Annotated in this window: 17 protein-coding genes and 1 tRNA gene; 11 read left to right on the top strand and 7 right to left on the bottom strand. The window is 40.7% G+C overall.

The window, feature by feature from the left end:
- Nucleotides 1-149 precede the first annotated feature (149 nt).
- Nucleotides 150-764, top strand: a complete 615-nt coding sequence (locus H6G28_RS20330) for a Uma2 family endonuclease (RefSeq protein WP_190673575.1) — start codon at nucleotides 150-152, stop codon at nucleotides 762-764.
- A gap of 43 nt (nucleotides 765-807) precedes the next feature.
- On the opposite strand, the gene H6G28_RS20325 is transcribed toward H6G28_RS20330, so the two are convergent.
- A complete protein-coding gene (locus H6G28_RS20325; RefSeq protein WP_190673573.1) occupies nucleotides 808-3,849 on the bottom strand; it encodes an MFS transporter in 3,042 nt (1,013 codons plus the stop codon).
- Nucleotides 3,850-4,060: 211 nt separating this feature from the next.
- Complete coding sequence (gene infC, locus H6G28_RS20320; RefSeq protein WP_015111888.1) at nucleotides 4,061-4,594, bottom strand: translation initiation factor IF-3; 534 nt, start codon at nucleotides 4,592-4,594, stop codon at nucleotides 4,061-4,063.
- A gap of 464 nt (nucleotides 4,595-5,058) precedes the next feature.
- Between infC and H6G28_RS20315 the strand changes: the two genes are divergently transcribed.
- A complete protein-coding gene (locus tag H6G28_RS20315; RefSeq protein WP_190590654.1) occupies nucleotides 5,059-5,979 on the top strand; it encodes an alpha/beta fold hydrolase in 921 nt (306 codons plus the stop codon).
- 16 nt (nucleotides 5,980-5,995) lie between these two features.
- Here the strand turns inward: H6G28_RS20315 and H6G28_RS20310 are convergent, their stop codons facing one another.
- The gene (locus H6G28_RS20310) at nucleotides 5,996-6,358 is read right to left on the bottom strand and encodes a BON domain-containing protein (RefSeq protein WP_190590653.1); all 363 of its coding nucleotides are present in this window, start codon (nucleotides 6,356-6,358) and stop codon (nucleotides 5,996-5,998) included.
- A 276-nt stretch (nucleotides 6,359-6,634) separates the two neighbouring features.
- Between H6G28_RS20310 and ilvN the strand changes: the two genes are divergently transcribed.
- From ilvN to H6G28_RS20285, 5 genes are all read left to right on the top strand, one after another.
- The gene (gene ilvN, locus H6G28_RS20305) at nucleotides 6,635-7,153 is read left to right on the top strand and encodes an acetolactate synthase small subunit (RefSeq protein ID WP_190590652.1); all 519 of its coding nucleotides are present in this window, start codon (nucleotides 6,635-6,637) and stop codon (nucleotides 7,151-7,153) included.
- 763 nt (nucleotides 7,154-7,916) lie between these two features.
- Entirely contained in the window at nucleotides 7,917-8,309 is a 393-nt protein-coding gene (locus H6G28_RS20300; RefSeq protein WP_190590651.1) for a hypothetical protein, read from the top strand.
- Nucleotides 8,310-8,379: 70 nt separating this feature from the next.
- Nucleotides 8,380-9,783, top strand: coding sequence for a hypothetical protein (locus tag H6G28_RS20295; protein WP_190673570.1), 1,404 nt, complete (start codon nucleotides 8,380-8,382; stop codon nucleotides 9,781-9,783).
- Between the two features lie 262 nt (nucleotides 9,784-10,045).
- Nucleotides 10,046-10,117 (top strand) — tRNA-Gln (locus H6G28_RS20290).
- A gap of 234 nt (nucleotides 10,118-10,351) precedes the next feature.
- Nucleotides 10,352-11,455, top strand: coding sequence for a hypothetical protein (locus tag H6G28_RS20285; RefSeq protein WP_190590649.1), 1,104 nt, complete (start codon nucleotides 10,352-10,354; stop codon nucleotides 11,453-11,455).
- A 322-nt stretch (nucleotides 11,456-11,777) separates the two neighbouring features.
- On the opposite strand, the gene H6G28_RS20280 is transcribed toward H6G28_RS20285, so the two are convergent.
- The 3 genes from H6G28_RS20280 to petN all read right to left on the bottom strand — a co-directional run bounded on the left by H6G28_RS20280 (nucleotide 11,778) and on the right by petN (nucleotide 15,771).
- A complete protein-coding gene (locus H6G28_RS20280; protein WP_190673567.1) occupies nucleotides 11,778-14,882 on the bottom strand; it encodes a GAF domain-containing sensor histidine kinase in 3,105 nt (1,034 codons plus the stop codon).
- A gap of 630 nt (nucleotides 14,883-15,512) precedes the next feature.
- Nucleotides 15,513-15,674, bottom strand: coding sequence for a hypothetical protein (locus tag H6G28_RS20275; protein WP_190590647.1), 162 nt, complete (start codon nucleotides 15,672-15,674; stop codon nucleotides 15,513-15,515).
- A gap of 7 nt (nucleotides 15,675-15,681) precedes the next feature.
- Nucleotides 15,682-15,771, bottom strand: a complete 90-nt coding sequence (gene petN / locus H6G28_RS20270; RefSeq protein WP_083468698.1) for a cytochrome b6-f complex subunit PetN — start codon at nucleotides 15,769-15,771, stop codon at nucleotides 15,682-15,684.
- Nucleotides 15,772-15,905: 134 nt separating this feature from the next.
- Between petN and H6G28_RS20265 the strand changes: the two genes are divergently transcribed.
- The 3 genes from H6G28_RS20265 (at nucleotide 15,906) to H6G28_RS20255 (ending at nucleotide 20,557) form a co-directional block, all read left to right on the top strand.
- On the top strand, nucleotides 15,906-16,352 hold the full coding sequence (locus tag H6G28_RS20265; protein WP_190673552.1) for a hypothetical protein: 447 nt from the start codon (nucleotides 15,906-15,908) through the stop codon (nucleotides 16,350-16,352).
- 712 nt (nucleotides 16,353-17,064) lie between these two features.
- The gene (locus H6G28_RS20260; protein WP_190673549.1) at nucleotides 17,065-19,242 is read left to right on the top strand and encodes a GumC family protein; all 2,178 of its coding nucleotides are present in this window, start codon (nucleotides 17,065-17,067) and stop codon (nucleotides 19,240-19,242) included.
- A gap of 169 nt (nucleotides 19,243-19,411) precedes the next feature.
- Nucleotides 19,412-20,557 (top strand): SpoIID/LytB domain-containing protein, encoded by a 1,146-nt coding sequence (locus H6G28_RS20255; protein ID WP_190673546.1) that lies wholly within the window; start codon nucleotides 19,412-19,414, stop codon nucleotides 20,555-20,557.
- Nucleotides 20,558-20,688: 131 nt separating this feature from the next.
- On the opposite strand, the gene H6G28_RS20250 is transcribed toward H6G28_RS20255, so the two are convergent.
- Nucleotides 20,689-21,996: a hypothetical protein gene (locus H6G28_RS20250; RefSeq protein WP_190673543.1), complete on the bottom strand. Its 1,308-nt coding sequence runs from the start codon at nucleotides 21,994-21,996 to the stop codon at nucleotides 20,689-20,691.
- Nucleotides 21,997-22,211: 215 nt separating this feature from the next.
- Here H6G28_RS20250 and H6G28_RS20245 point away from each other — a divergent pair, with 215 nt between their 5' ends.
- Nucleotides 22,212-22,691: a hypothetical protein gene (locus tag H6G28_RS20245; RefSeq protein ID WP_190590642.1), complete on the top strand. Its 480-nt coding sequence runs from the start codon at nucleotides 22,212-22,214 to the stop codon at nucleotides 22,689-22,691.
- Nucleotides 22,692-22,742 lie beyond the last annotated feature (51 nt).

Here is a 22,742-nt window from a genome sequence, read left to right as displayed (position 1 = left end):
TTAAATATCACCATAGCGATTCTATCAATAAAAACTTGCAGCGATAGATCCCCAGATTTTGCTGTATTTGGAGGGTTAGCTAGTTTTTATCTTGCGGCACCATCTCGCAGTAGCGATGATAAAGTCAAATATATGTGGAAGTGGGAATTATGACTCAAACCCTACCCAAGTTAGCAACTTTTGAACAATTTATTGATTGGTATCCCTCAAACGGGGTGCAATATGAACTACATCAAGGAGTTATTGTTGAAATGCCGCCCCCAACTGGTGAACACGAAAATGTTGTTGGATTTTTGGCAGCACAGATTACTTTTCAGTTTTTACAAATGGGACTTCCGTTTCGCATTCCCAAAACTGCCTTGATCAAAATTGAGGGCAATAACTCAACCTATTCTCCCGACATTTTAGTATTAAATCACGACAATCTTGTTAATGAACCACTGTGGAGCAAGCAATCGACTGTGATTCAAGCTGCATCTGTACCAATTGTTATCGAAGTCGTTAGCACCAATTGGCGAGATGACTACTACGACAAGTTCAGGGACTATGAGGAATTGGGAATTCCTGAGTATTGGATTGTGGACTATGCTGCACTCGGTGGCAAAAGATTTACTGGTAATCCTAAACAACAAACTATCACCATTTGTAATTTAGTTGATGGAGATTATCAAATGACTGTGTTTAGGGGAGATGATGTGATTATCTCGCCTTTATTCCCCCAACTCAAATTGACAGCACAACAAATTTTTGATTCGGCTTTGTAAGCTGGCGCATCATGCAGACTAATTATATTGTCACGCAAATTGCTCAGTTTTTAGTTACAGTCGCATCCTTGTGACTAGTAGAAGGACGACGAGTCGCGTATTTTTTCATTAATTCTTTGACTTGAGTGGCTACTAATGGATGCGTATCTTGTTGTAATTTTGGCAGGAGTTCTAAAAGCACGCGATGGGAAACTACATTTAAATATGCGATCGCAGCTTCGCGCACAAAGCCTGTAGGATGACGTAAAGCTAGTAAAATTTCGTGACTAGTTAAACGGATGCGGCTAACTTGCGCCAGATGCAAACAGCAGGCAAAACACCAATCAGATAGGAAATTATCTAAACTTAGCATTCTCCGCAATCTTTCACTGACTGGCATTGGTTCATATTTTACCAATTCGGCTTCTACGAGATAATGCAGTTTTTCTTGGTGCGATCGCTTATCTAAAATATTCAACAACAAAGATTTGACGGGCAGTGTCACTGTATGCTCTAAAATTTCTAAACCCCTTGCAATATTCACCCCAGAATTAGACCTTAAATTAAAGGCGGCGGCTTGCATTTTTTCTGCTGAATAAAGCAATTTTAACAGCAACAGTAACCGTTCTCGTCCATCAATTTCTAGTTCTAACAACGCTTTTTGTAATAAATCACAAACAATGGCGGCTCTTTGGGATGTGTCATAATTATCGAGAGTTTGTGGTTTTTGTAAGTCCAAATACGCAGCGTAAATTTCTCCTAAAAACTTCAACTCTTGGTCAATTAAAGTTTCGACTCGCGTTTGATAAAAACGGTCTACTCGGCTGTTAGTTTCTGGTTGTTTTTGGACTTTGAGTAAACTACGCAAAATTTGATATCTCGTCGCACCCCAAGATTTTTCTAAATGTAACCAGAGAACTTCTGTTGCTTGTAGGGTGGGAATTTGGGCAATGGTTCGCCACGCATACATCCGTACTATTTCTGGCTTATAAGTATCCGTCGCCAACTGCAACAGCATATCCAAAGCATCATTTTCCAGTTTGGCTAAGGCACGCATCGCCGTGGTGCGAGTTGATTTATAGTAGAGTGCGGCAATTAAAGCAGAATAGTAATCTTCTAAGCGAGTGGCTGCAATCATTTCCAACACAGCACAGCGCACCCGCAAAGATTCATCCTGCAATAAATTCGGGATATGAATCCGCAAGGCTTGGAGGTATATTGTTTCTCTAAGGGCTTTGACTCCATTAATGCGTTCTCTTTCTTGTTTATGGGTCAACATTCTTTGCAGTGTTTTGGTGGCTGCTACCTTTTGAATTGGCGTTCCCTGACGCAAGATTAAAGCGGCTGCGGTGGCGCGAATTAAAGAATGGTGTCGCGCCTGTAAATATTCTTCTAATTGACTCAAGTTAGGATTGTCTTCCGCCAGCCACACATAACGCAACGCCAAAGCCAGCACTTCTGGATCAATTTTTTCTGGGGGTTGTTCAATTACCAACCGCACATCCCCAGCATAAGCAGGATTCGCCCCACCAATAAACATGACTTCCAAACTTTGGCGCTGCAATTCTGGCGGTAACTTTAACAGCAGTGGGGCTAAAACTTCGGCGGCTCCATGTGGATCAATTTGTGCTAAAAGTTCAATACAAGAATGTTTATCTGTGGTACTGCCTTTTTCGCCTAAAGCTTTGACTACCCCTTGTTTAAAGACACGTAAACCAACATTAGAAGCACTGAGTTCGCCTCGTTCTGCACTTAAAACTAACAAATCAACATAACGCGATCGCAGTACCCAAACTACCCTTAAACAAGTAGCAGCCGCCAATACTGTTTCGCCGACAAACACCCATTCTTGTAATCCAGGGGGAACAAATCGATTACATACAAACAAAGTCGCCAAAATCAGTAATCCCGCCCCACCTGTCGCAATTGCTTCGGCTGTTCCACCTGATAAGGCTTGTGCGTGGCTGCGTAGGCGTTCGGGGATGGGTTGGTATAATACTGGCCCACTACTGACAACAAAGGTGTAGCGCAGCAGTTCATCGCAGAATTTTAACCCCACCAATCCCCAAAAAATGCCATAGGAATGCAAAGCCGGGAATAAATTTAATAAAGCGATCGCACTAGGAACAACGAAACCAACACTAATTGGTAACAGTGCGGCGGTGAAAAATACACCAATTCTTTCAATCAGGCGGCTGGAAACAAACCATTGAGTAGCTAACTCACACAAACCGACGATTCCGCCAAATAGACCTAAAAAACTCGCCAAGTCGCGATCGCCTAAATTAGATTTCAGTTCGCGGAGATATTGAAAGTCAACCAACAATCCTATAACTTGCAACAGCCCCACAAAGGCAAATAACTGCCATGTGTAGCGGCGTAGAGGCGCTTGAATCCGCCGATATCGAGAAGCCTGTTCATGGGGAACTTGACGTTGGGGCGCATCAGGAAAGGCGGCGCGATATTGATTACTTAAATAAGCTAAGATAGCTGACCCTAAAACAATCAATGCACAAGCAATCAGGATCACCTTCTCTAGTTTGATGAATTGCAAAATCCACGGCAAACTAAAGCCACTCATCACATCCGCTACTAATAAGCCACTGCTAACTAGCGGGTAAGTACGTTTAATTTCGCGGATGTTGAAAATTTGGTTAGCAACAATAGAGGTGTTGAGGTCGTTGACTACATAAAGTGCATCGACCCACAGTCGCAGGATGAACACCAAAACTACTGCTAGGTATGAAAGATGTAATCCTTCACGCAATAATACCAAGAGCGTTAGTGGCACAACCATACAAGGTGCGATCGCCACTACCACCCAGCGCAAGGGAAAAATCTTTTGTAACCAAGAATAAACAAAAACTAACCCTGCACCCATCGCCGCACTAGCAATGTACATCCAAGGTAACGGCCCCGCACCATATTGATCTAAAAACAGTGCAACCGTACTATCCTCAGCCCATCGCAACCCAATAGATACAGTTGTGTAAAAGGCAAACATGATCAAAGTCCGTTCGCCTTCCTCCGGCCGCAGATTTACCCACTGTAGCAGTCGTGAAACAACACCTTTATTGACAACCAACGAGTAGTTTTTCAGTTCCATGCAGTTTAGTTTTCTGATATCACCCTGCAACAATTCAATTAAAAATTGCACTCAGCTCTCAGCACTTAAAAAGCAAGAGTCCTGAGCAACTGAGTATTATGTTTCCCACTCAGCTCTCAGGACTATCAATTTTTGATAAACTTATTTGACCTTTAGGTCTTTATGCTGTTTTCAGCAGTTAATTGTCCGTTGTGTTTCGCAAAGTCAAAGGTTACTTTTTCGGCGAAATCAGCATCATCATATTTCTCCCCTCTTTTTTCGGTGCTTGTTGCACTTCACCAAAGGGTTCTAGGTCTGTCGCCATACGTTTGAGTAAATCTTCTGCTAAGTCACTGTGTTGAATTTCCCGACCCCGAAACATGACAGTCGCTTTAACTTTATCACCGTCCTTCAAGAAACGCTCTGCTTGTTTCACACGCACGTTGTAGTCGTGTTCCTCAATTTTGTAGCGCATCTTGACTTCCTTGACATCGGCCGTGTGCTGCTTCTTCCGGGCTTCCCGCGCCTTCTTCTCTTGTTCAAACTTGTATTTCCCGTAGTCCATAATTCGGCAAACTGGCGGGTCGGCCTTATCACTGAGCAGCACTAAATCTAGCTCTTTTTCTTCAGCTAATTGCAGTGCTTCCTGAGGAGTGATAATTCCTAATTGGGAGCCATCAGTATCGATGACTCTAATTTTAGGGAAGCGGATTCTTTCGTTGATTTGGGGCAGATCGCGAGTTCTTTTTTTCTCAATCACAGGCATTATGATTTTTGGAAGCTCTCTTTTTAGAATGTGGTTTGGTTTTGCTTGGTATGCCTCAGAAGCACAATACTTAAAATAACTGAGGACTTAACAACGGGTCTTGGGTAGTAACTAACCTATAGCCTAGTTACTAATGGCTGTATTTGTCATTCTACTCATAATGAAGAGAATTTCTCTGCAATAGTTAACTTAAATTACACAATCAAGCGAAGTGTTATCCATTTTAACAATTATTTTTTCGATTATTGACAAATTGGTATAAATATACATTTGCTAGAGTGAGGGAGTAGGGGCTAGGGGCTAGAGGCTAGAGCATGGCTTAATAAATACAGTTGTCCCATCAATCCTTATACCCTCACACCCTCACACCCCTCCACTCCCCACTCCCCACTCCCCACTCCCCACTCCCCACTCCCTACTCCCTACTCCCTATTCCCCACTCCCTAACATCAATGGAGGTAAACTTGACAACAGCGATACACTGGCAGCAACGAGTTGGTAATCAACGAGATTGGGTTTGGCGAGGTTGGCAAACACGTTATACCTACATCCGTCCTCGTGACACTAACCTTAATTCAACGCCTTTGATTTTGCTACATGGATTTGGAGCTTCCATTGGTCATTGGCGACATAACTTAGAAATTTTAGGTGAATCTCATACAGTTTATGCTTTAGATATGCTAGGTTTTGGCGCTTCCGAAAAAGCCCCAGCCAATTACAGCATCGAACTCTGGGTTGAGCAGGTGTATGAGTTTTGGCAAGCATTTATCAGACAACCTGCTGTATTGATAGGTAATTCTAATGGTTCATTAATTTCTTTGGCGGCGGCGGCGGCGCATCCTGATATGGTCAAGGGAATCGTGATGATGAGTTTACCTGATCCATCATTAGAACAAGAAGCCATACCCCCGATTTTGCGGCCAGTTGTCAAAACCATCAAAAATCTTGTGGCTTCCCCATTGATATTGCAACCAGTTTTTAAGTTTGTGCGTCAACCCAGCGTCTTGCGGCGCTGGGCGAGTTTGGCTTATGCAAATCCCGAAGCCATTACCGATGAACTAATCGAAATTTTGGCAGGGCCTCCCCAAGATAGAGGTTCGGCGCGGGCTTTTAGTGCCTTATTTAAAGCGGCGATCGGTGTGAATTTTAGTCCGAGTGTCAAAGCTGTATTGCCAACATTAACAATTCCAATGCTGTTAATTTGGGGACAAAAAGACCGATTTGTACCGCCTATATTGGCTAGTCAATTTGCTCAATACAACGAAAAACTAGAACTACTCAATTTAGAAAATGTCGGGCATTGTCCCCATGATGAGTGTCCCGAACAAGTCAACCAAGTCATTTTAGATTGGATGACTCGCTGTTTTGGCGATCGCCAGCCATAAAATCCAGGCAGCATATTTAGCCAATTTGTACTTGTGTCGTGTCCACGTTTGTGGCTCCATTCACCGCACGAGCTACAGAAACCATTTTATTCAGAATCTCTTGGCTCGGAACTTTGCCTTTGAGAACCACAGTACCACCAGTCTGAGCCACCCAAAGGGTATTGATATCATCAAGCTGCTTGTCTTGATCAAATGCTAAGGCGACACGCTTGGCTAAACCACTTTGGTCATATTCCCCATTCAAACCAATCCGTTCTGGAGGGATAGATTGAGTGGCTGTTGGTGCAGCATTAGCCGCCTGTGGTACTGGCTGCGGCGCTGGATTCACTTGGGCATTTTGTGGTTTTTCTAAGCCAAATAATCTTTGTAACCAACCCATAAATACTAATCTCCGATGAACATTCCATAACATTATGAAGATAAAGGGTTTTGTTCATCATCTTCATCTGTCAAGAAAAAGATTTGTCTTGCTCAGGCTTGCCACTTTGGGTATGATTTGCCGAAAACTTCTGTGTAGAACGTGTAGTGAGTGCAGGTATAAGTTTAAAATAGAAAATCACACTTATCAAAACATTTAATTTAACAGTACGTGTAGGGTAGCCATTAGCTAGTGTTTGCGTTAGTCATAATGCTACCTGAGCCTGTGTTGGCAAAGATGAAACATACCCTTTCTGTTCTGGTAGAAGACGAAGCGGGTGTTCTTTCCCGCATTTCTAGTTTGTTTGCCCGCCGTGGCTATAACATAGAAAGCCTTGCTGTTGGCCAAGCTGAACAGGGAGGAGTCTCCCGCATTACAATGGTTGTCGCTGGTGACGATCGCATAATCGAGCAGATCACCAAGCAACTATATAAGCTGGTCAACGTCCTCAAAGTTCAGGATATTACGGAAACTCCTTGTGTAGAGCGAGAGTTGATGCTTTTGAAGGTGAATGCTAGTAGCAGCAACCGTTCTGAAGTCATTGAACTGGCTCAGATTTTCCGAGCGCGAGTTGTAGATGTCGCCGAAGATTCCCTCACTTTAGAAGTGGTGGGAGACCCTGGAAAAATGGTAGCAATTGTCCAAGTGCTACAAAAATTTGGTCTCAAGGAAATAGCCCGAACTGGTAAAATCTCCCTGACTCGTGAATCTGGTGTGAATACTGAATTACTCAAGTCTTTGGAAGCCAAGGTCTAATTTTCTGCGATCGCATTGCTGTGTACTTGGTAGCTTAAATAATCAAACTACCCCAAAAATTATCGCAGCTATTACCCCGGCAACTTGGCGGGGTTTTTTCATGGTCTAGGTTAAAAGAGGTATGGGTGCAGGAGGGAAAGAATTAAAAGCCAATGAATTTGTATCAAGATTTTCGTGAAATGGTATTACTTATGAATCTTTTTTAATAGTTGCTCACTGATTTTTTTCGTAAATAGCCTTGTGTTTAAGATAACTTTTTTATAAAAAAAATACTTAAGTCAGTATACTTAAATCAATAACAGCTAGTATTAATACTTAAATCAGTCTTAACATAAACACATAAAGTTCACACAATCAATACAAATTCACGGTAGTCATTGATGAAATTTTCACTAAACTCCGTTTGTAAAGACTGTGATGACGAATGAATCTAAAGCAGTTAAACTGTTTCCCAAGAGATTAGAGATTAGGTAAAGAGCTGAAGTTGTAAGATATCAGCTTTTCAAATAGGGTTAGAGTTCAGTAATCTACATAGAAAACCGTAGCAGTTCCCCTACGGTTTTTTTATTATGTGAAATACTGCGTAAAAAGACTTAATTTGGCTTGATTTCAGATGTATCAAAAAGTCAATTTTACTGCTAAAAATAGCGCGGTTTTGCATATAAATAGATTTATATAAGCAAATTTTCCAGTGATTTTACCGCACCAAAAATCAAGTAAATGTGAATAAAAAAGAATATATAGTTCAACAAATTTACAGCCTATGTTTTTAAAGAGCTTTGGTGGCGTTGTAGTAGCAATGACATTGTTAGTAGGTAATACAGCTATTGCTCAAACTACTGATACCCAGTTAGCGTTTCATATACAAGTAGGCTCTGATAATGATGGTAATCCAATTATTTTAGATGCAGGATCAGTGCAAGGAAGTGAATACACGATTTTACAAAAACAAGGTAATGGTGTAACAAAAACTACTTTTCGTGCGTCTTGTGCTGAGGGACGCTTGTTTTCTGAAACTGCGGCTAACTATAGTGCAGACGGTCAGTTAGTTAGTGAAAAACCCACTAAGCAAGAAATTACACCCCAACCTGGAACTCCCGAAGCTAATTCGATGGAGATTGTTTGTCAAAGCGCCAGTAAAGAAGGTAATCAGTAAGCATCCATAATATGAAACTTTTCCGAGATTTCATCAGTCTGAGGTTTCAAATTCTGTAATAAAAATATCAATGTCATCTTCTAATCAGGGTATTCCTGGATTACCTGATCTGACTCATCCAATAGAACTACTCCAGTTTGGCGACCAACTGCTCAAAGCATCAATTTTATTAGTTTTTTTAGTGATAGCTTTGGGTATTGCGATCGCACTTATGAGTTTCGCCTTGCGTCGCCATCAGCAAGAAAATGTAATTTTTCTTGATCAGTGGGTGGTGCATTACTCCCAAATTTTACGGGGATTACAGCACCTCACCTTGGTATTAGTTCTATTGGTAGTCGGATTTTTTCTTTGTTCAACTTTAGGTAATCGCTATCATCACTGGGAACAAGCCAAGGTTGTGCAAGTTGCTCAAACAGTGGATGGGGATAAATTAGAACAAGTTGCACCCCAAATCCGCTATGTAATTCAAGAGCCATTCACCTATAACAACCAAGTCAACGGCAAAATCGTCAAGGTCAATGATACAAGGGAAGTTACCCGGTTTCTGGCCTTGGCAGGCTCGCAGATTCAAGTCAAACTTGAGCAGAACACAGATGTGCAAGGTCGTAGCGCCGTTTATCGCATAGATTACAGTGCAGATTATAAAGTCGTCAATCGACTCAAAGATAATCAAAGTTTTTTCTTTGAAGCACCACCACCCGACGGCTATTCACTGCTGGCTAACTACAAAGTCGAACGTTCTGGGACTCGACTGGAACCGCCTAACCCTGGAGACTACGCCTTTCCCTTTCGTTTGTCACCAGGAGAAACTGCTAACTTTCGTGTTAGCTATCAAGCTCAAAGTGGGCCGCGCTGGGTTTACAATGCTACGGGACAAATGCTGACTAATTTCCGCCTGACAGCAACGGCGAATTTTGCACCTGTGGAATTTGCCAGTGGGATTGTACCTAATGAAATTAAAGCTGATGGTCGTAGCACTCAGTATAGTTGGATATTCAATGACAATGTTTCGGTAAAAAATCCCTTTGGCGTTTTTACCAACACTGCACCTATCCGTAATACGGGGATTATACCCAGGTTGTTATTATTAGCACCAGCAATATTTCTCTGGTGGATCTTGCTGTTATATTTATCAGTACCCATGAGCTTGAAAAATGTGGCGATCGCATCTGGGATGTTCTTTGCCTGCATTTTAACCTTGACTTACCTAGCTCGCTTCATGAATCCTGAACTAGCCTGGACAATGATTTCCCTGATTTTCCTCACGTTAAGTTGGGGATTAGGCTCAAACCGGATCGCTGCTATTGCAGTTATTATCTGTTCGATTGCTGGGGCGGTGTTACCTGTGTTTGGATTGTTAGTTCCATTTAGTGGTTTAACTTTAAGTGGAGCAGCTTTGTTGTCAGCAGTGTGGTTAGCAGTTCGTCACTGGTATAACTGGTACAGTTTTCCTCTAGAAGACAGAGTGAAGTAAGAGGAAATGGGACTTAGTGAACGAAACAGACAAGGGAGACAAGGGAGACAAAGGGGATGGAAGTTTGTGTGTAGGTGGGTGAATAAAAAATATTAAACCCTTACACCCTCCTACGCCGTTCGGCTGATGCTCATAGCGAAGCCCTTACACCCATTCTTAACACGACTATCTTGGTGTGTCAGTCCTGGTTTTTCCAAAATTTCCCAGCAAAACACTTGACACTCACCCACCTCGGACTGCTATATTAACAGAGGTGAAGCGATGGGGCGTCGCCAAGTGGTAAGGCAGCGGGTTTTGGTCCCGCCATCCCTAGGTTCGAATCCTAGCGCCCCAGTAATTGAAAGGGTAGATTTTTCTACCTTTTTTTATGTTTAAGATTACTGACTAATATTATTTAGGCGACAGCTTGTGGCTGGTGTGATTTTTTCCAGAAACTTTAGCTTTCATACTTTTACCATCAACTGCCCACTAGTCTCCTGTATTTTTAGATATTTTTAACTTGATTCAAATCAGTTCTTAAATATCTGCTGTCATCCTGAGTTTGATTGATCATTCAGGGTGAGAATAGATGATTTGGAAAAAAGTTTTGCTGATGGCGATGGGGATGATAGTAGCAATTGCCCTTGGGACTTTAACAGAGTTGAAAGGAATTGCCCAAACTCCCACTGATTTAGATTTAGCGGCTTATCATGCGCCAATTCACTATCAAGATACGGACAGTACCAAATATAGCGGTGACTATATTACGCGGTTTAACTATGACGGAGATTGGCTCGGAACAAATAATTGGGATAATCTGGCGGCTTATCCCTTAAATGCTTATGCTTACTATTCTGTGGCTGAGACTTGTACTCACAGATTTATCACCTATTCTTTTTTCCATCCCCAAGATTGGACTGATACTCCTTTTGATCAAGAACATGAAAATGATTTAGAAGGTTTACTGGCGATCGTGCGTAAGGATGGTTCTACTTATGGCAAACTCGAAGGTGTTGTCACTGTCTTTCATACCGACTTTTATTCCTTTACGCCCAGTGGTAGTCCTTTAACAAATGGTTCCGAAAGTATTGATGGAAGCCTGACGCTAAGTAGTTATAACGGTTCTCTGCATCCGTTGACGACTCAGGAAGCCAAAGGACATGGCTTGAAAGCTTGGCCTTACGCCGGAAATTTTGATGGAAACAGCAGTGCAGATGGCATTATCTACTATCCTTCTAAAACTACTGCGGAAGTACCCGCATCGGGTAACGATCGCAGTGTACTTTATTCCTTAATTGATGTCTTTGCCTCTGGTGGTTTGTGGCAAAATCAGTTAAATCAAGCCTCTAATTCTACAGGGATAACTTATGCCAACTGGGGAACATTCAGAGGAGATTCTAGCGGTGGTTGTGGTGCTGGTTTACCAACTTGTAGCAATAATTCTGCCAATACACCTTGGGGTTGGGATGATTCCAATGATGGCGCAGTTTATAGAGGTGAAATGGCTTTAGATCCGGCTCACCTAACGGATGTATATTTTAATGGTTTGGGTAACTTTGATACTACTTATATTCGTAATCGCTATATTCAAGATTTACGCGATCGCGGGTACAATTCCAGTAATCTTCCTCTAGGCTGGCCTAGCCAAATCAATCTCAATACCTTGATTGGTAAGCTCAAAACTCAATGTTGATTTGACAGTATGAAACCCAACATGATTAAAAATTTGTTGGGTTCCTACATCTGTATTAGGACTTACGCATCAAAACGAAAAATCAAGGGTTTTGGTGAGGGTGTAGGGGTTCAGGGGTATAGGGGAGCCACTGGCGTGGGCGGGTTTCCCGACTTGAGCCAAGTGGCGTGTGTACTTATTCAAAATTCTTACACCCCAAACCCTTACACCCAATCTCCACGAATAATCTTTGTGCATAAGTCCTGTGTATTTCTCAATTACAAATTAATTACCAATGACAAATGAAGACCATAACTATTTAGCCTAATTTGTACCAAAATACTTACAGAGGAATTTCAATTAACATCTCACAACCCTTTCCTGGTGGAGAAACACACTTGATGTTACCACCATGTTTATCTACAACAATTTGGTAGCTGATGGATAAACCTAAACCTGTACCTTGGCCTGGTTGCTTGGTGGTAAAGAATGGTTCAAAAATGCGCGATCGCAAATTATGGGGAATACCACAACCATTGTCCGCAATTTTGATTTGAATAGTATTTTCTTCTATAACTTTTGTCCGAATCCAAATTTTTGGCTTGTCTATAAGTTTGCCGTTTGTCACCGCATCTTCGAGCGCATCAATCGCATTATTGAGAATATTCATAAAGACTTGATTCATCTGCGCTGCATAGCAAACTACACGGGGTAATTCACTATATTCTTTAATAATTTCAATTCCTGAAGAATTTTCATTTGCTTGCAGGCGATGTTGCAGAATCAACAAAGTGCTTTCAATTCCTTCATGCAAATCTACAGGTTTTTTTTCTGCTTCATCCAATCTGGCAAAGGTGCGTAAAGATAAAACCAATTGCGAAATTCTATCTGCTCCCATTGTCATGGAGTTGAGCATTTTTGGCAAATCATTAGTAATAAAATCTACATCTATTTTTTCACCAAATTCTCTAATTTCGGCTTTGGCTCTGGGATAATGTTTCTGATACATCCCCAGCAAGGTGAGTAAGTCTTCAGTATAGTCGTGTAAATAACTAATATTGCCAAAAATAAAACTAATTGGGTTATTAATTTCGTGGGCTATACCTGCAACTAGTTGCCCTAACCCAGCCATTTTTTCACTTTGAATTAACTGGCTTTGAGTTTGCTGTAATTCTTGGAGAGTTTGCCGGAGTTCTTCTTTTTGCCTTTGAGTTTGTTCTAATAATTCTGCTTGCTGGAGTCCGACACCTAATTGATTACCAATTTGTACTAATAAATCGATTTCATCTTCTTTCCAATTGCGGGCGGCTGTGTTGTGATAAGCCGCTAGTAATCCCCAAAGTTTATCACCTTGGAAAATCGGCACAATCATATAAGAACGCGCTTCCATTAACTGACTCAAAGATATATATTTGTGAGCCTCTTGATTGTTATAAATATCTCTGACTACCAGAGTGTGTCCTTTAGCAAAATCTCCGCCTTGGGTTGTTTGTAAGTAATCATTGGCAATCACACTTAAAAGTTTACGGACTGAAGCCCAGCCTGGGGCGGCTGACTCAGCCACAAATTCACCACTCCAATCAGGACGAAAACGATAAATTGTCACCTGATCTACTTCTAACAATCGCTGCACTTCTTTGGTACTGGTGACAAAAATGGTGTTCAAGTCCAGAGATTGCCGAATTTTTTCGACTGTAGTGGCTAAGGCTTTTTCTCTTTGGGCGGCTTTGCGTTCGCGTTCAGCTGCTTTTGCTAGTTGTTCAGCTTGCAACTGCACTTGTTTTAAAGCTTCTGCTTGCTGTAATGCAACGCCTAACTGTATACCAACCTGCGCGAGTAAGTTGATTTCTTCATCTTGCCAATAACGAGGGTGGGAGTTTTGATAAGCTACCAACAATCCCCATAACTTTTCGCCTTGGGATATTGGCACAAACACTTCATGACGAGGATATTTACCAGCTTGGGTTTCTTTTAATAAGACACGTTCTGTCACTGGCTGGGGTTTAACAACTGGTGTCCAACCATCCACAATTGAATCAGCGACAAATTCACCACTCCAGTCAGGGTAAAAGCGATAAATTGCGACTCTTTCCACATCCAAAAGTCTTCTCACTTCTTGGGTAGTGGTTTTAAAAATTGCGTCAATATCTAGGGATTGGCGAATTTTTTCGACGGTATTTGCCAGCGCCCTTTGACGTTCAGCCGCTTTACTCAGTTCTGCTGCTTGCAGCTGCATTTGTTGTAAAAATTCGGCTTGTTGTAAGGCGACACCTAGTTGAGTACTAACTTGGGTGAGTAAGTAGACTTCATCTTCTTGCCAATCGCGGCGATCGGAGTTTTGATAAACTGCCAATAAACCCCACAGTTTTTGACCGTGGTAAATGGCAATAATCACATAAGCTCTGGCTTGATAGCTTTCTAAAACTTTGATGTAACAGTCGGTGAAGCCATAATCATAAATATCACAACAAATACGATAAACTTCACTTCTAGCAAACATCCCCCCTTCTGTATCTTGTAAATACGTATCCATGACGGGGGTTTCAGCTAAATCTTTGACGCTACACTCGCTGACATTTTCTTTTAATTTTGGTTGATTTGACTGTTCATCAATCAGGGAAATCCAACCTTCGGCTACTGATTCAAAGACAAATTCACCACTCCAATCATGATTAAAGCGATAAATAGCGACGCGATCGGCATTTAGTAACTGTCTGATTTCGACTGTGCTGGTGTGGAAAATGCTGTCTAAATCTAGAGATTGACGAATTTTTTCGACGGTGATGGCAATGGTTTTTTGCCATTCTGCTGCTTTTGCCCTGGCTTGTGCTTGTGCTAGTTGTGTTGATTGTATTTTTACTTGTTCAAGATAATTGGCTTGTTGTAAAGCAACGCCTAAATGTGCGGCGATAAGTTGCACAAACTCAATTTCTGATTCTTCCCATTGGCGAGGGTTACTACATTGATGAATACATAACAATCCCCATAAATCTTTGCCTTTCATTAAAGAGGCTACAATGTTAGCCCGGACTTGGAATCGCTCTAAAATCTGGACATGGCAATCGCTCACACTCGCTTGATAGATATCTGCCATTGCATGAATTCGCCCTTCTTGATACAGTCCAGCAAATTCCGCAGCAAAGCAATGATCGCGTAGTTTAGCCGATAGTGCTGAAACCCATTCGGAACCGACATCTTCATAGATGAATTCTCCCTCCCATCCCAACTCAGGATAAAAACGAAACACACCCACACGATCAGTTTTGAGTAATTGTCTGACTTCTGTAACTGTAATTTTAAATATGGTATCTATGTCTAAAGTTTCTCGAATCCTGGCGATGACTCCAGATAAGGCTTTTTGCTTCTCACTCTGAACTGAGGAGAATGGGTTTTCTGATGAATATTCTGTTTGTTTGGAATCTGATTTTATGGTGTAAGAGTTTTCCATTCCTGGTAGGACTTTAAATATTGAAAGTCTTCTATTGTAGAGTTCCCTAATTTCTTAAAAAGATAACAGTCAAAGACTCAAGTTATTGCTAACTTCATTGATGATGATTTACGTGAATTAAAAGTTACTCAGTAAGAATCAAGTTGCTCATTTTAGCTTTGATTATCCAGTCTGAATATTGCTCAGAATTTTTTCGTGCGTTACAAGTTACTACAACACAGCCGAAAATTTAAGGTTTACTTAATAAATCATCTCTAAGTTGAATTTAATGATAGGACTCTGACTTGATTAATCAAAAAATCTGTATTACCAAAAAGTCATCTTTACAAGTCCTTCATCCTAAACTATACGAATAATTTAAACAATCAAAACAGATTTTAAGAGATTTTATGTCAACTTAACAAATTGATTAATAAGTTATGCAGTTAACCAGTAAAAGAGTAGGTTCACTATAAAAATTAAGATTTGTATTAGTTGATTTTGGTGCTAGTAAAGCAGTTTTGATTACTATCGAAATGGTTCAGGAATTTTGTTGGCGATCGCTATTTACATTGAAATACCTGCAAACAAGACAGGAATGCGATCGCTAATATCGCATTCCTGTAAGAAAATAATTCAACTGCGATCGCATTATCGCTTTTTGGGCGATGCGCGGCGTTGTTCGCGTTTTTCGACTTCCCGAAGACGGCGATCGCGCCAGTCTGCCAAGGTTAAGTAGCCAACGCCACCAGTAACTGCGATTAACAGTACTAACGCCAGTAATGCCAGAATACTCAGAAATGGACTTTCCACGATTCCCCTATAGTCCGTTGCGTCCCCAAACTACCATTGCGATCGACCAAGTGAACACAACTAACAGTGATACCCATCCCAATGTCAAAATTCCCATAGTCTTAAATTTGGCAAATCATTACAAAAGGTCTCTAATATTTATCATACCTGGAACTGGATACGAGGAAGTCTGAAGTGTGAAGTCTGAATCAGATTCTCCCTACTCCCCATTCCCCACTCCCCATTGAGACAATGAACAGAATTTCCGATCCACTACTGATGACTGAACGCTTAGAGTCTCTCAAAGCAGGGATAATTGGCGGTTTAACGTTGGGTGTTATCTGCTTGATGACAAGTTTACTCAACACTCTGGTGTTGGCAAGATATTTTGAGATATTGATTAGTTTACAAGTGAAGTGGGATTGGCAGTTGTTGATCAGTTGGACGATCGCCACGTTCTCTGGTTTACTGTTTGGTGTTACTTACCGTTATATCATTCGCCAAGACCAAAATCTGCAACTCAAAGCTGGTGGGGTGATGGCTTTTGGTTTAGTGCGGGGGTTAGCACAGCTAGAACTTGACTGGAGTTTGGCGGGTGTTGTGTTAGCCGGGGAAAGTGTGCTGTGGTTTATTGTAGCTGCGATCGTTTTAGATCAAGCTATTCAATTAGGCTGGGTTAAAGCTTTTCCATCTACGTAAAGATATCCAAGATTTACGAGCCAAATTTTGTTCATACGCGCTACCTCAGCGTTTACCAGGAAGAATCTTGTAAGTTTATAAATTTTTCACTTAACTCATGAGTCACAATAACTAAAAATTAACTCTTTTTAGCGATCGCTCGTAAAAAATAGAATACACGGTTATTAACTAGTTATATTTTTTCGAGATAATTACTATATTTTTCTATACAAATAATTGTAATTTGCAAATGTTAGTAAAAGATATTTTTACAACATTGAACATCGAATATTTTTGTTTTTTACTTAGCCAAACCAAGTCTGATATTAGATATTAAGCTTATTTTACTCATGTTTGAGTGAGATATATAAGTATTGTTATTTACTCGGCTTAACTCAAATTGACAGCAATATATTTTGCTACTGTAATACCAGCATTATTTATCACTACCAGGATATTGTGATTTAAATTATCTTAGTTGTAGCAAAATTTTCATTAGTAGCATCTAATGAAGATTTAGCGAGAGTATTGACTATTGGCTTTGAATTATTTACGCTCAAAAAATATTTTATTGAATCCATAGATTCATAAGTGTCGAAAACTCTACCAAATTAAATTACATAAGTTGATTTTTTGCTTGATGAGAATCAAACGTTTTTGTAATTACTAAAAATATTCCTGGATTTGATTCTGGTGAATTGATTAAATAAGTAAATATTTCGTAGAGGCTAAGATGATTTTTAATCAACAGCAAATTACTCTAAACTTACCATTCCACAAATTTAATATTAAACAAGTATCTGCTATTTTGCGTCGTCGGCGCTATTTAGTATTAGGTGTTTCTTGTGCGGTGATGTCTGTGATTAGTTTAGTTGCGATTAACACTAAAACTAATTACCAAAGTTCTATGCAGTTGCTTGTGACTGCTGATGCAAATGCAGGTAACACAGCTAATAATATTATGAATCTTGCTGGTAGTGATATTGTGGGATTAAACTCACCAGTTGTAGATTACACAGCACAGATGAAAATGCTGTTGAGTCCCCAACTCATTGCAGAAGCTGTATCTTTACTAAAAGCTGAATATCCAGATATTACAATCGAAGATATTAACGGCAAGCAAGCCAAGCTTTCGATCACAAAGTTAGATGAAAAAACAATCTCTAATAATCTGCCCTTACAAATATTAGAAGTGACCTTCAATGATGAAGATCCAGTTAGAAGCCAGAAAGTTTTACAAGCACTACAGCAAGTTTATCAAAATTATCATATCCAACAACAAAAAGAACGTTTAAATAAAGGTCTGGCTTTTATTAATGTTCGTATACCGCAAATGAAAAAAGAGGTGAATCAAGCAGAAAAAAACTTAGAGCATTTTCGCCGAAAACATAATCTACTTGATCCAGAAGTACAAAGCAAAATTTTAATTGAATCTTTGGCGGCGGTACAACAGCAACTACAAATCACCCGCGCCCAAATTCAAGATGTCCAAGCTCGCTATAATAACTTACAACAAGAAGTTGCTACTTCATCGCGCAAAGCGAGAATGGCGGCTCAACTAAATCAATCAAGTAGCTACCAAACACTATTAGATGATTTTAAAAAGACGGAACTTGCTTTAGCTAGAGAGCAGAAACGTTATACAAATGAGTCTCCCATCATCCAACAACTGAAAGAACAACGCCAAAATCAGTTAGTACTCTTAAAAAGAGAGTCAAATCAATTATTAACAGATATCAGACAATCTACTGATAGTTCAGTACAAACAGAAGGTGCTGATCCGCAATTATTACAAGAGTTAATTCAAGTCCAAACTACAGCTTTAGGACTAATAGCTAACGAAAAAAGTTTAGCTGAAACCGAACAAAAACTCAGATTTGAATTTAGTCAATACCCAAGTTTATTAGCGCAATATAACCGTTTATTGCCAGAAGTACAGGCTAAACGTAAACAACTAGAACAATTATTACAAGCTCAACAATCTTTGGGTTTGAAAATTGCCCAAGGTGGTTTGGGATGGGAAGTATTAGAGGAACCGAGTTTAGGCAAACTAACAGGAATTAACAGATTATCACTGTTGTTAGGAGGTGTCGTACTGAGTCCAATTTTAGGAATTGCGATCGCCTTAAGTTGGGGAATGTTTACCCGCACCATTTATTCTACAAAAGAATTACAGCAGTCAACCAATTTACGGTTACTAGGTTCTGTGCCGAAACTAGCACCCAGAGGCTTGACAAAATGGCTACCAAATATTTCAGGTCATAAACAAAATAATATTGCTTCTACTTTTACCGAAACTGACAGTTGGTTGCCTTGTCATGAAACCTTAGATATTCTCTATCAAAATCTGCAAATATCTAAGTCTCCTTTGCCTTTTAAATCTTTGATGTTTACTTCTGCTTTATCAGGGGAAGGAAAAACGACTGTGTTACTCGGATTGGCGGCTAGTGCAGCCAGAATGCACCGACGCATTCTCTTAATTGATGCCAATTTGCGGTATCCCCATTTACATAAAATGCTGCAATTATCCAATGATTGGGGTTTATCTCTATTATTACTGGATGAAACAAGCAACCACATTCATAATTATATCCAGCCTGTTCACCCGTCAATTGATGTGTTGACGGCTGGGCCAAAACCAGATGATACTATCAGATTACTCAATTCTCAACGAATGAAAGAACTGATCAAGGGATTTGAGCAAAGCTATGACTTAGTGTTAGTTGATGCGCCGCCAATTTTGGGTACAGCCGATGCGAGAATTTTAGCTGGATATTGCCATGAAATTGTTATGGTAGGACGAATGGGTCAACTAACTCAAGGTGATTTAATGCAAGCTCAAGAAATTTTGAGCCATTTAAATTTAATTGGTATTATTGCTAATGGCGTAAGAAGCCACCAGCAGGTTTAATTATATTCATTTACCATTAATTTTCTGCTCTGTGCTTTTTTGGTTGCCTACTAAAAATACATTGCATAATTGATAGGAGGCGGCAACCTCCTATGTTGGAGAACTGTCTCATCTTGAGTGGTAGATGCCAAAAGCGTCAAGCAGATACTAGTGTGATTAGATGATCAGCATGAAATTCCAACTGTTTTTAGGCTCTTTATTTTCTCAGTTTAAATTCCGGCATTGGTGGATGGGTATCCTCTTGTGGATTGTTTTGGTTGCTCCTGCTCAAGCATCAGTGATTTTACGAGTGGCGATTGAGAGGGGAGTTAATCAAGTTAAAGTCGGTAGTTCTACGGCTGCCTTGGTAAAGGATAGTACGGGAAAGACTTTAGGACAATTGCCGGCGATGAGTGCTTATTACGCCCAGTCAGTTCCGGGGGGAGTGGCTTTAGATAAGTGGCAATCTGGTTTATTTTGGATTGAGCCAACTGGTAAAGGATTTGTTTATATTGGCGATCGCTGGTATCGTGGAAGAACCTTAGTTGCCCCCACAGAAAAAGGTTTAACGGCAGTTAACTGGGTAGATGCGGAAGAATACCTCTACAGTGTTCTAGGCGGCGAAATGGATAGCAGCTGGCCCCAGGAAGCTTTGAAAGCCCAAGCGATCGCAGCTCGCACCTACGCTCTCTACGAACGGGAAAAACAACGCAATAACCCCATCTACGATTTAGGTGATAGTCCCGATCGCTGGCAAATTTACAAAGGAGTCATGAGTGAATCTCCTTCTACTTACGCAGCTGTTGATGATACGGCGGGACAAGTCCTAACTTATAACAACAAAATTATTCTCTCGGTTTTCCATGCTTGTTCGGGCGGACATACCGAAAATGTGGAAGATGTCTGGGGAAATACTTTGCCTTACCTGCGGGCTGTGCAGGACTACGATCAAGATGTCAAAGAATGCAATTGGGTAAAAACTTTTTCCCCTGCGGAAATTAGCGCCAGAATTTCTGGTGTCGGCAATGTTAAGGAAATCATTCCCGAAAAATTCTCACCTTTCCGCAGTGTCAAAGCTTTAAAAATTGTGGGCGATAAAGGTACAAAAGTCTTAGAAGGTGAGGCGGTACGTACTACACTAAAGCTAAGAAGTACTCGTTTTAATGTCAGTAAAAGTGCAGATGGTAGTTTTGTGCTGCAAGGCTTAGGCTTTGGTCATGGATTAGGAATGAGCCAATGGGGAGCATACAACCTAGCTCGACGCGGCATTACTCACCTGCAAATTTTGGGTCATTATTATCAAGGTGTAGCCCTCACACCGATTAAAGCGAAGTAATGAGGGAGTAGTTAGTGGGGAGTGGGACAGGACTATTGTCTATGAAGATTGGGTGTAAGGGTGCAAGGGTGTGTGGCGTAATATATATACCCCTATTCCCTATTCCCTACTCCCCACTCCCCATCTTAGCCCTACTCCCTATTCCCGACTCCCGACTCCCCATCTTTAGCAGCTTCGATTTGGGCAGAGTTCTGAATTTCCTGTTCTAATAAGTCGGTTTCGGTGGTGTAGACTAAATCTTTGTTTTCAATGATTTTTTCAGTGGCAAACTGTTGAGCAAAGTCAATTTTTTGCTGTAAATTTCCATCTGGATCGGTTAATAGTCTAGCGCGAGATAAGCGATCGCGGTTACGTGCTGTAATTTTTTGATTACGCCACTGAATCCAGAAATAACGTACTAGTGGTACGCCCAAAAATCCTATACCATAAGCCAACAGCAGCCAATAAATTCCTTGGACAAAAGCAACTAATCCGCCTAATTGTGCAGCCGCAATCCCATCTCTGATTAAATTTCCCAGGATTAAAGCACCGACAAAATTGAGGACTCCTAAGCCAGCACTTAGCATAATTTGTCCAGAATCAGCTTGACTAAAACGCCAAGGTGATTCTTCTAAATAAGGTTGTACTGACTGACGATTTTTTTGACTGGCTTGAACTTGTAATTCGGGAAAATAGTAAATTATTTCCCCTTGGGAACTCACTTTTGGTTCCCCGTTAAAGCGCAACAGTACAGGCAGCATATAATCTTCGTACTCTTGTCTATAACTGGGGCCAAGGTCATCTAAATATGGCGCAATTTGTTCTGCTACCACTGCACCACCCTGACGGCGAATGACAGTGGCTATTTCTTGCCAACGGCGTTCTTCTAATTTGGCATTAGGATTACCATCACCAAATAAAAAGGAAAACACCGCTTCAAAGAAATTCATTTCACTACCTCTACCTTGGCGGCTGTTTTGTCGCCTTTGTTGGTAGGAAGTATCGTAGTAGTTGGGACTAAAATACCAAAATAAATCGGGGAAAAAGAAGAAGCCGCCGCCGCGATCGCTACTACCTCGGTTGTCGTTATCGCGATCGGAATTAGCCGCAGTGATAATTATAATGATGCTAATAGTAATTAGCGCGATCGAAACAACTAAAAATATCCCAAAAGAAATGCGAATCAGGTAGAAAAGAACTTTCCAAATTTTTTGCCACCATTCTTGCAAACGTAACTGAAAATATTTATTCCGTAAAATTGCTCTAAAATTTTGTGGAAATAGGTAAACAATATCACCTGTTTCTGCTACTTGCAAATGTCCACCAGCATCAGTAGCTAAAGCCAATAAACCTTGATTGGCTTCTGCAATTTTTAAGCCTGCTTGGGTGGCAACATCACCAATGGTAACTCGATAACCCAGTTGCTCCACAGCATTCATGATCGCTGGATTTGGAGCCATCGCTCTCCCCTCCTGTTTCAATTTATTCTATCTTTCTCTAGTATAAAGTTTTATTTTTGGAGACTTGAAAGAATACTGATTAACTCCTGATTGATTCACCCAACCAACAACAAGAATAATTAATTTTTCAATCTAAAAGATATTAATCGCCACTTTTACCATGTTAAAATTATTTGCCTTGGCTTGGTTAATCAGCAAATTTTCTGTCCTCAAATATGGTTCAGTACACTCTCGCCCAAAGCCCAGAAATTATCCTTTCCGTTCCTGGCAAAGATTCTGCTAAAGCTCGTGATAAAGCAATGGATCAGTTGATGGAACTGATGGATGCGGGTAAACTCCCCACGGAATTAGAAGAAGGATTCGGCCCGCAACAATTAATTGAGGTCAAAGAATCAACCAGTGACCATAACAATAGTGAAGATGCTATTACTCAAGCAGTCCAAGTGTTAAGTAATTTAGCGACACTCAAGTTAAAAGTGCAAGAATCCCGCACGGAAGCCTTAGAACTTCGCAAAGCTGTTGATATTTTGTTCTCTGATAACTCTGTCACCGAAGAAGAAATTACGCGTCTGAAAGAAGGCTTTAAAGTTCTGAAAAATTTCGCTCAAGCAAATCTGCGTTACCAAGAAGCACGAGCTAAAGCAGAACAGGCGAGGCAAGTCTTAGACCAAGCTTTAAAATCGCCAGATGCGTAAATAGTTGCTGAAGTTGTCATTAGTCATGGGTATGGACAAAGGACTAATGAC

The organism is Nostoc sp. FACHB-190 (genome assembly GCF_014696905.1).
Lineage (GTDB): Bacteria > Cyanobacteriota > Cyanobacteriia > Cyanobacteriales > Nostocaceae > Nostoc_B.
The sequence above is the reverse complement of the archived record's forward strand: the minus strand, read 5'-3'. Positions and strand labels throughout refer to the sequence as shown.

What these genes read in the sequence shown, in the direction of transcription:
- H6G28_RS20330 (WP_190673575.1), top strand. Translation starts at nt 150, where the DNA reads ATGACTCAAACCCTACCCAAGTTAGCAACTTTTGAACAATTTATTGAT.
- H6G28_RS20325 (WP_190673573.1), bottom strand. Translation starts at nt 3,849, where the DNA reads ATGGAACTGAAAAACTACTCGTTGGTTGTCAATAAAGGTGTTGTTTCA.
- infC (WP_015111888.1), bottom strand. Translation starts at nt 4,594, where the DNA reads ATGCCTGTGATTGAGAAAAAAAGAACTCGCGATCTGCCCCAAATCAAC.
- H6G28_RS20310 (WP_190590653.1), bottom strand. Translation starts at nt 6,358, where the DNA reads ATGGGTTGGTTACAAAGATTATTTGGCTTAGAAAAACCACAAAATGCC.
- ilvN (WP_190590652.1), top strand. Translation starts at nt 6,635, where the DNA reads ATGAAACATACCCTTTCTGTTCTGGTAGAAGACGAAGCGGGTGTTCTT.
- H6G28_RS20300 (WP_190590651.1), top strand. Translation starts at nt 7,917, where the DNA reads ATGTTTTTAAAGAGCTTTGGTGGCGTTGTAGTAGCAATGACATTGTTA.
- H6G28_RS20295 (WP_190673570.1), top strand. Translation starts at nt 8,380, where the DNA reads ATGTCATCTTCTAATCAGGGTATTCCTGGATTACCTGATCTGACTCAT.
- H6G28_RS20285 (WP_190590649.1), top strand. Translation starts at nt 10,352, where the DNA reads ATGATTTGGAAAAAAGTTTTGCTGATGGCGATGGGGATGATAGTAGCA.
- H6G28_RS20280 (WP_190673567.1), bottom strand. Translation starts at nt 14,882, where the DNA reads ATGGAAAACTCTTACACCATAAAATCAGATTCCAAACAAACAGAATAT.
- petN (WP_083468698.1), bottom strand. Translation starts at nt 15,771, where the DNA reads ATGGGAATTTTGACATTGGGATGGGTATCACTGTTAGTTGTGTTCACT.
- H6G28_RS20265 (WP_190673552.1), top strand. Translation starts at nt 15,906, where the DNA reads ATGAACAGAATTTCCGATCCACTACTGATGACTGAACGCTTAGAGTCT.
- H6G28_RS20260 (WP_190673549.1), top strand. Translation starts at nt 17,065, where the DNA reads ATGATTTTTAATCAACAGCAAATTACTCTAAACTTACCATTCCACAAA.
- H6G28_RS20255 (WP_190673546.1), top strand. Translation starts at nt 19,412, where the DNA reads ATGAAATTCCAACTGTTTTTAGGCTCTTTATTTTCTCAGTTTAAATTC.
- H6G28_RS20250 (WP_190673543.1), bottom strand. Translation starts at nt 21,996, where the DNA reads ATGGCTCCAAATCCAGCGATCATGAATGCTGTGGAGCAACTGGGTTAT.
- H6G28_RS20245 (WP_190590642.1), top strand. Translation starts at nt 22,212, where the DNA reads ATGGTTCAGTACACTCTCGCCCAAAGCCCAGAAATTATCCTTTCCGTT.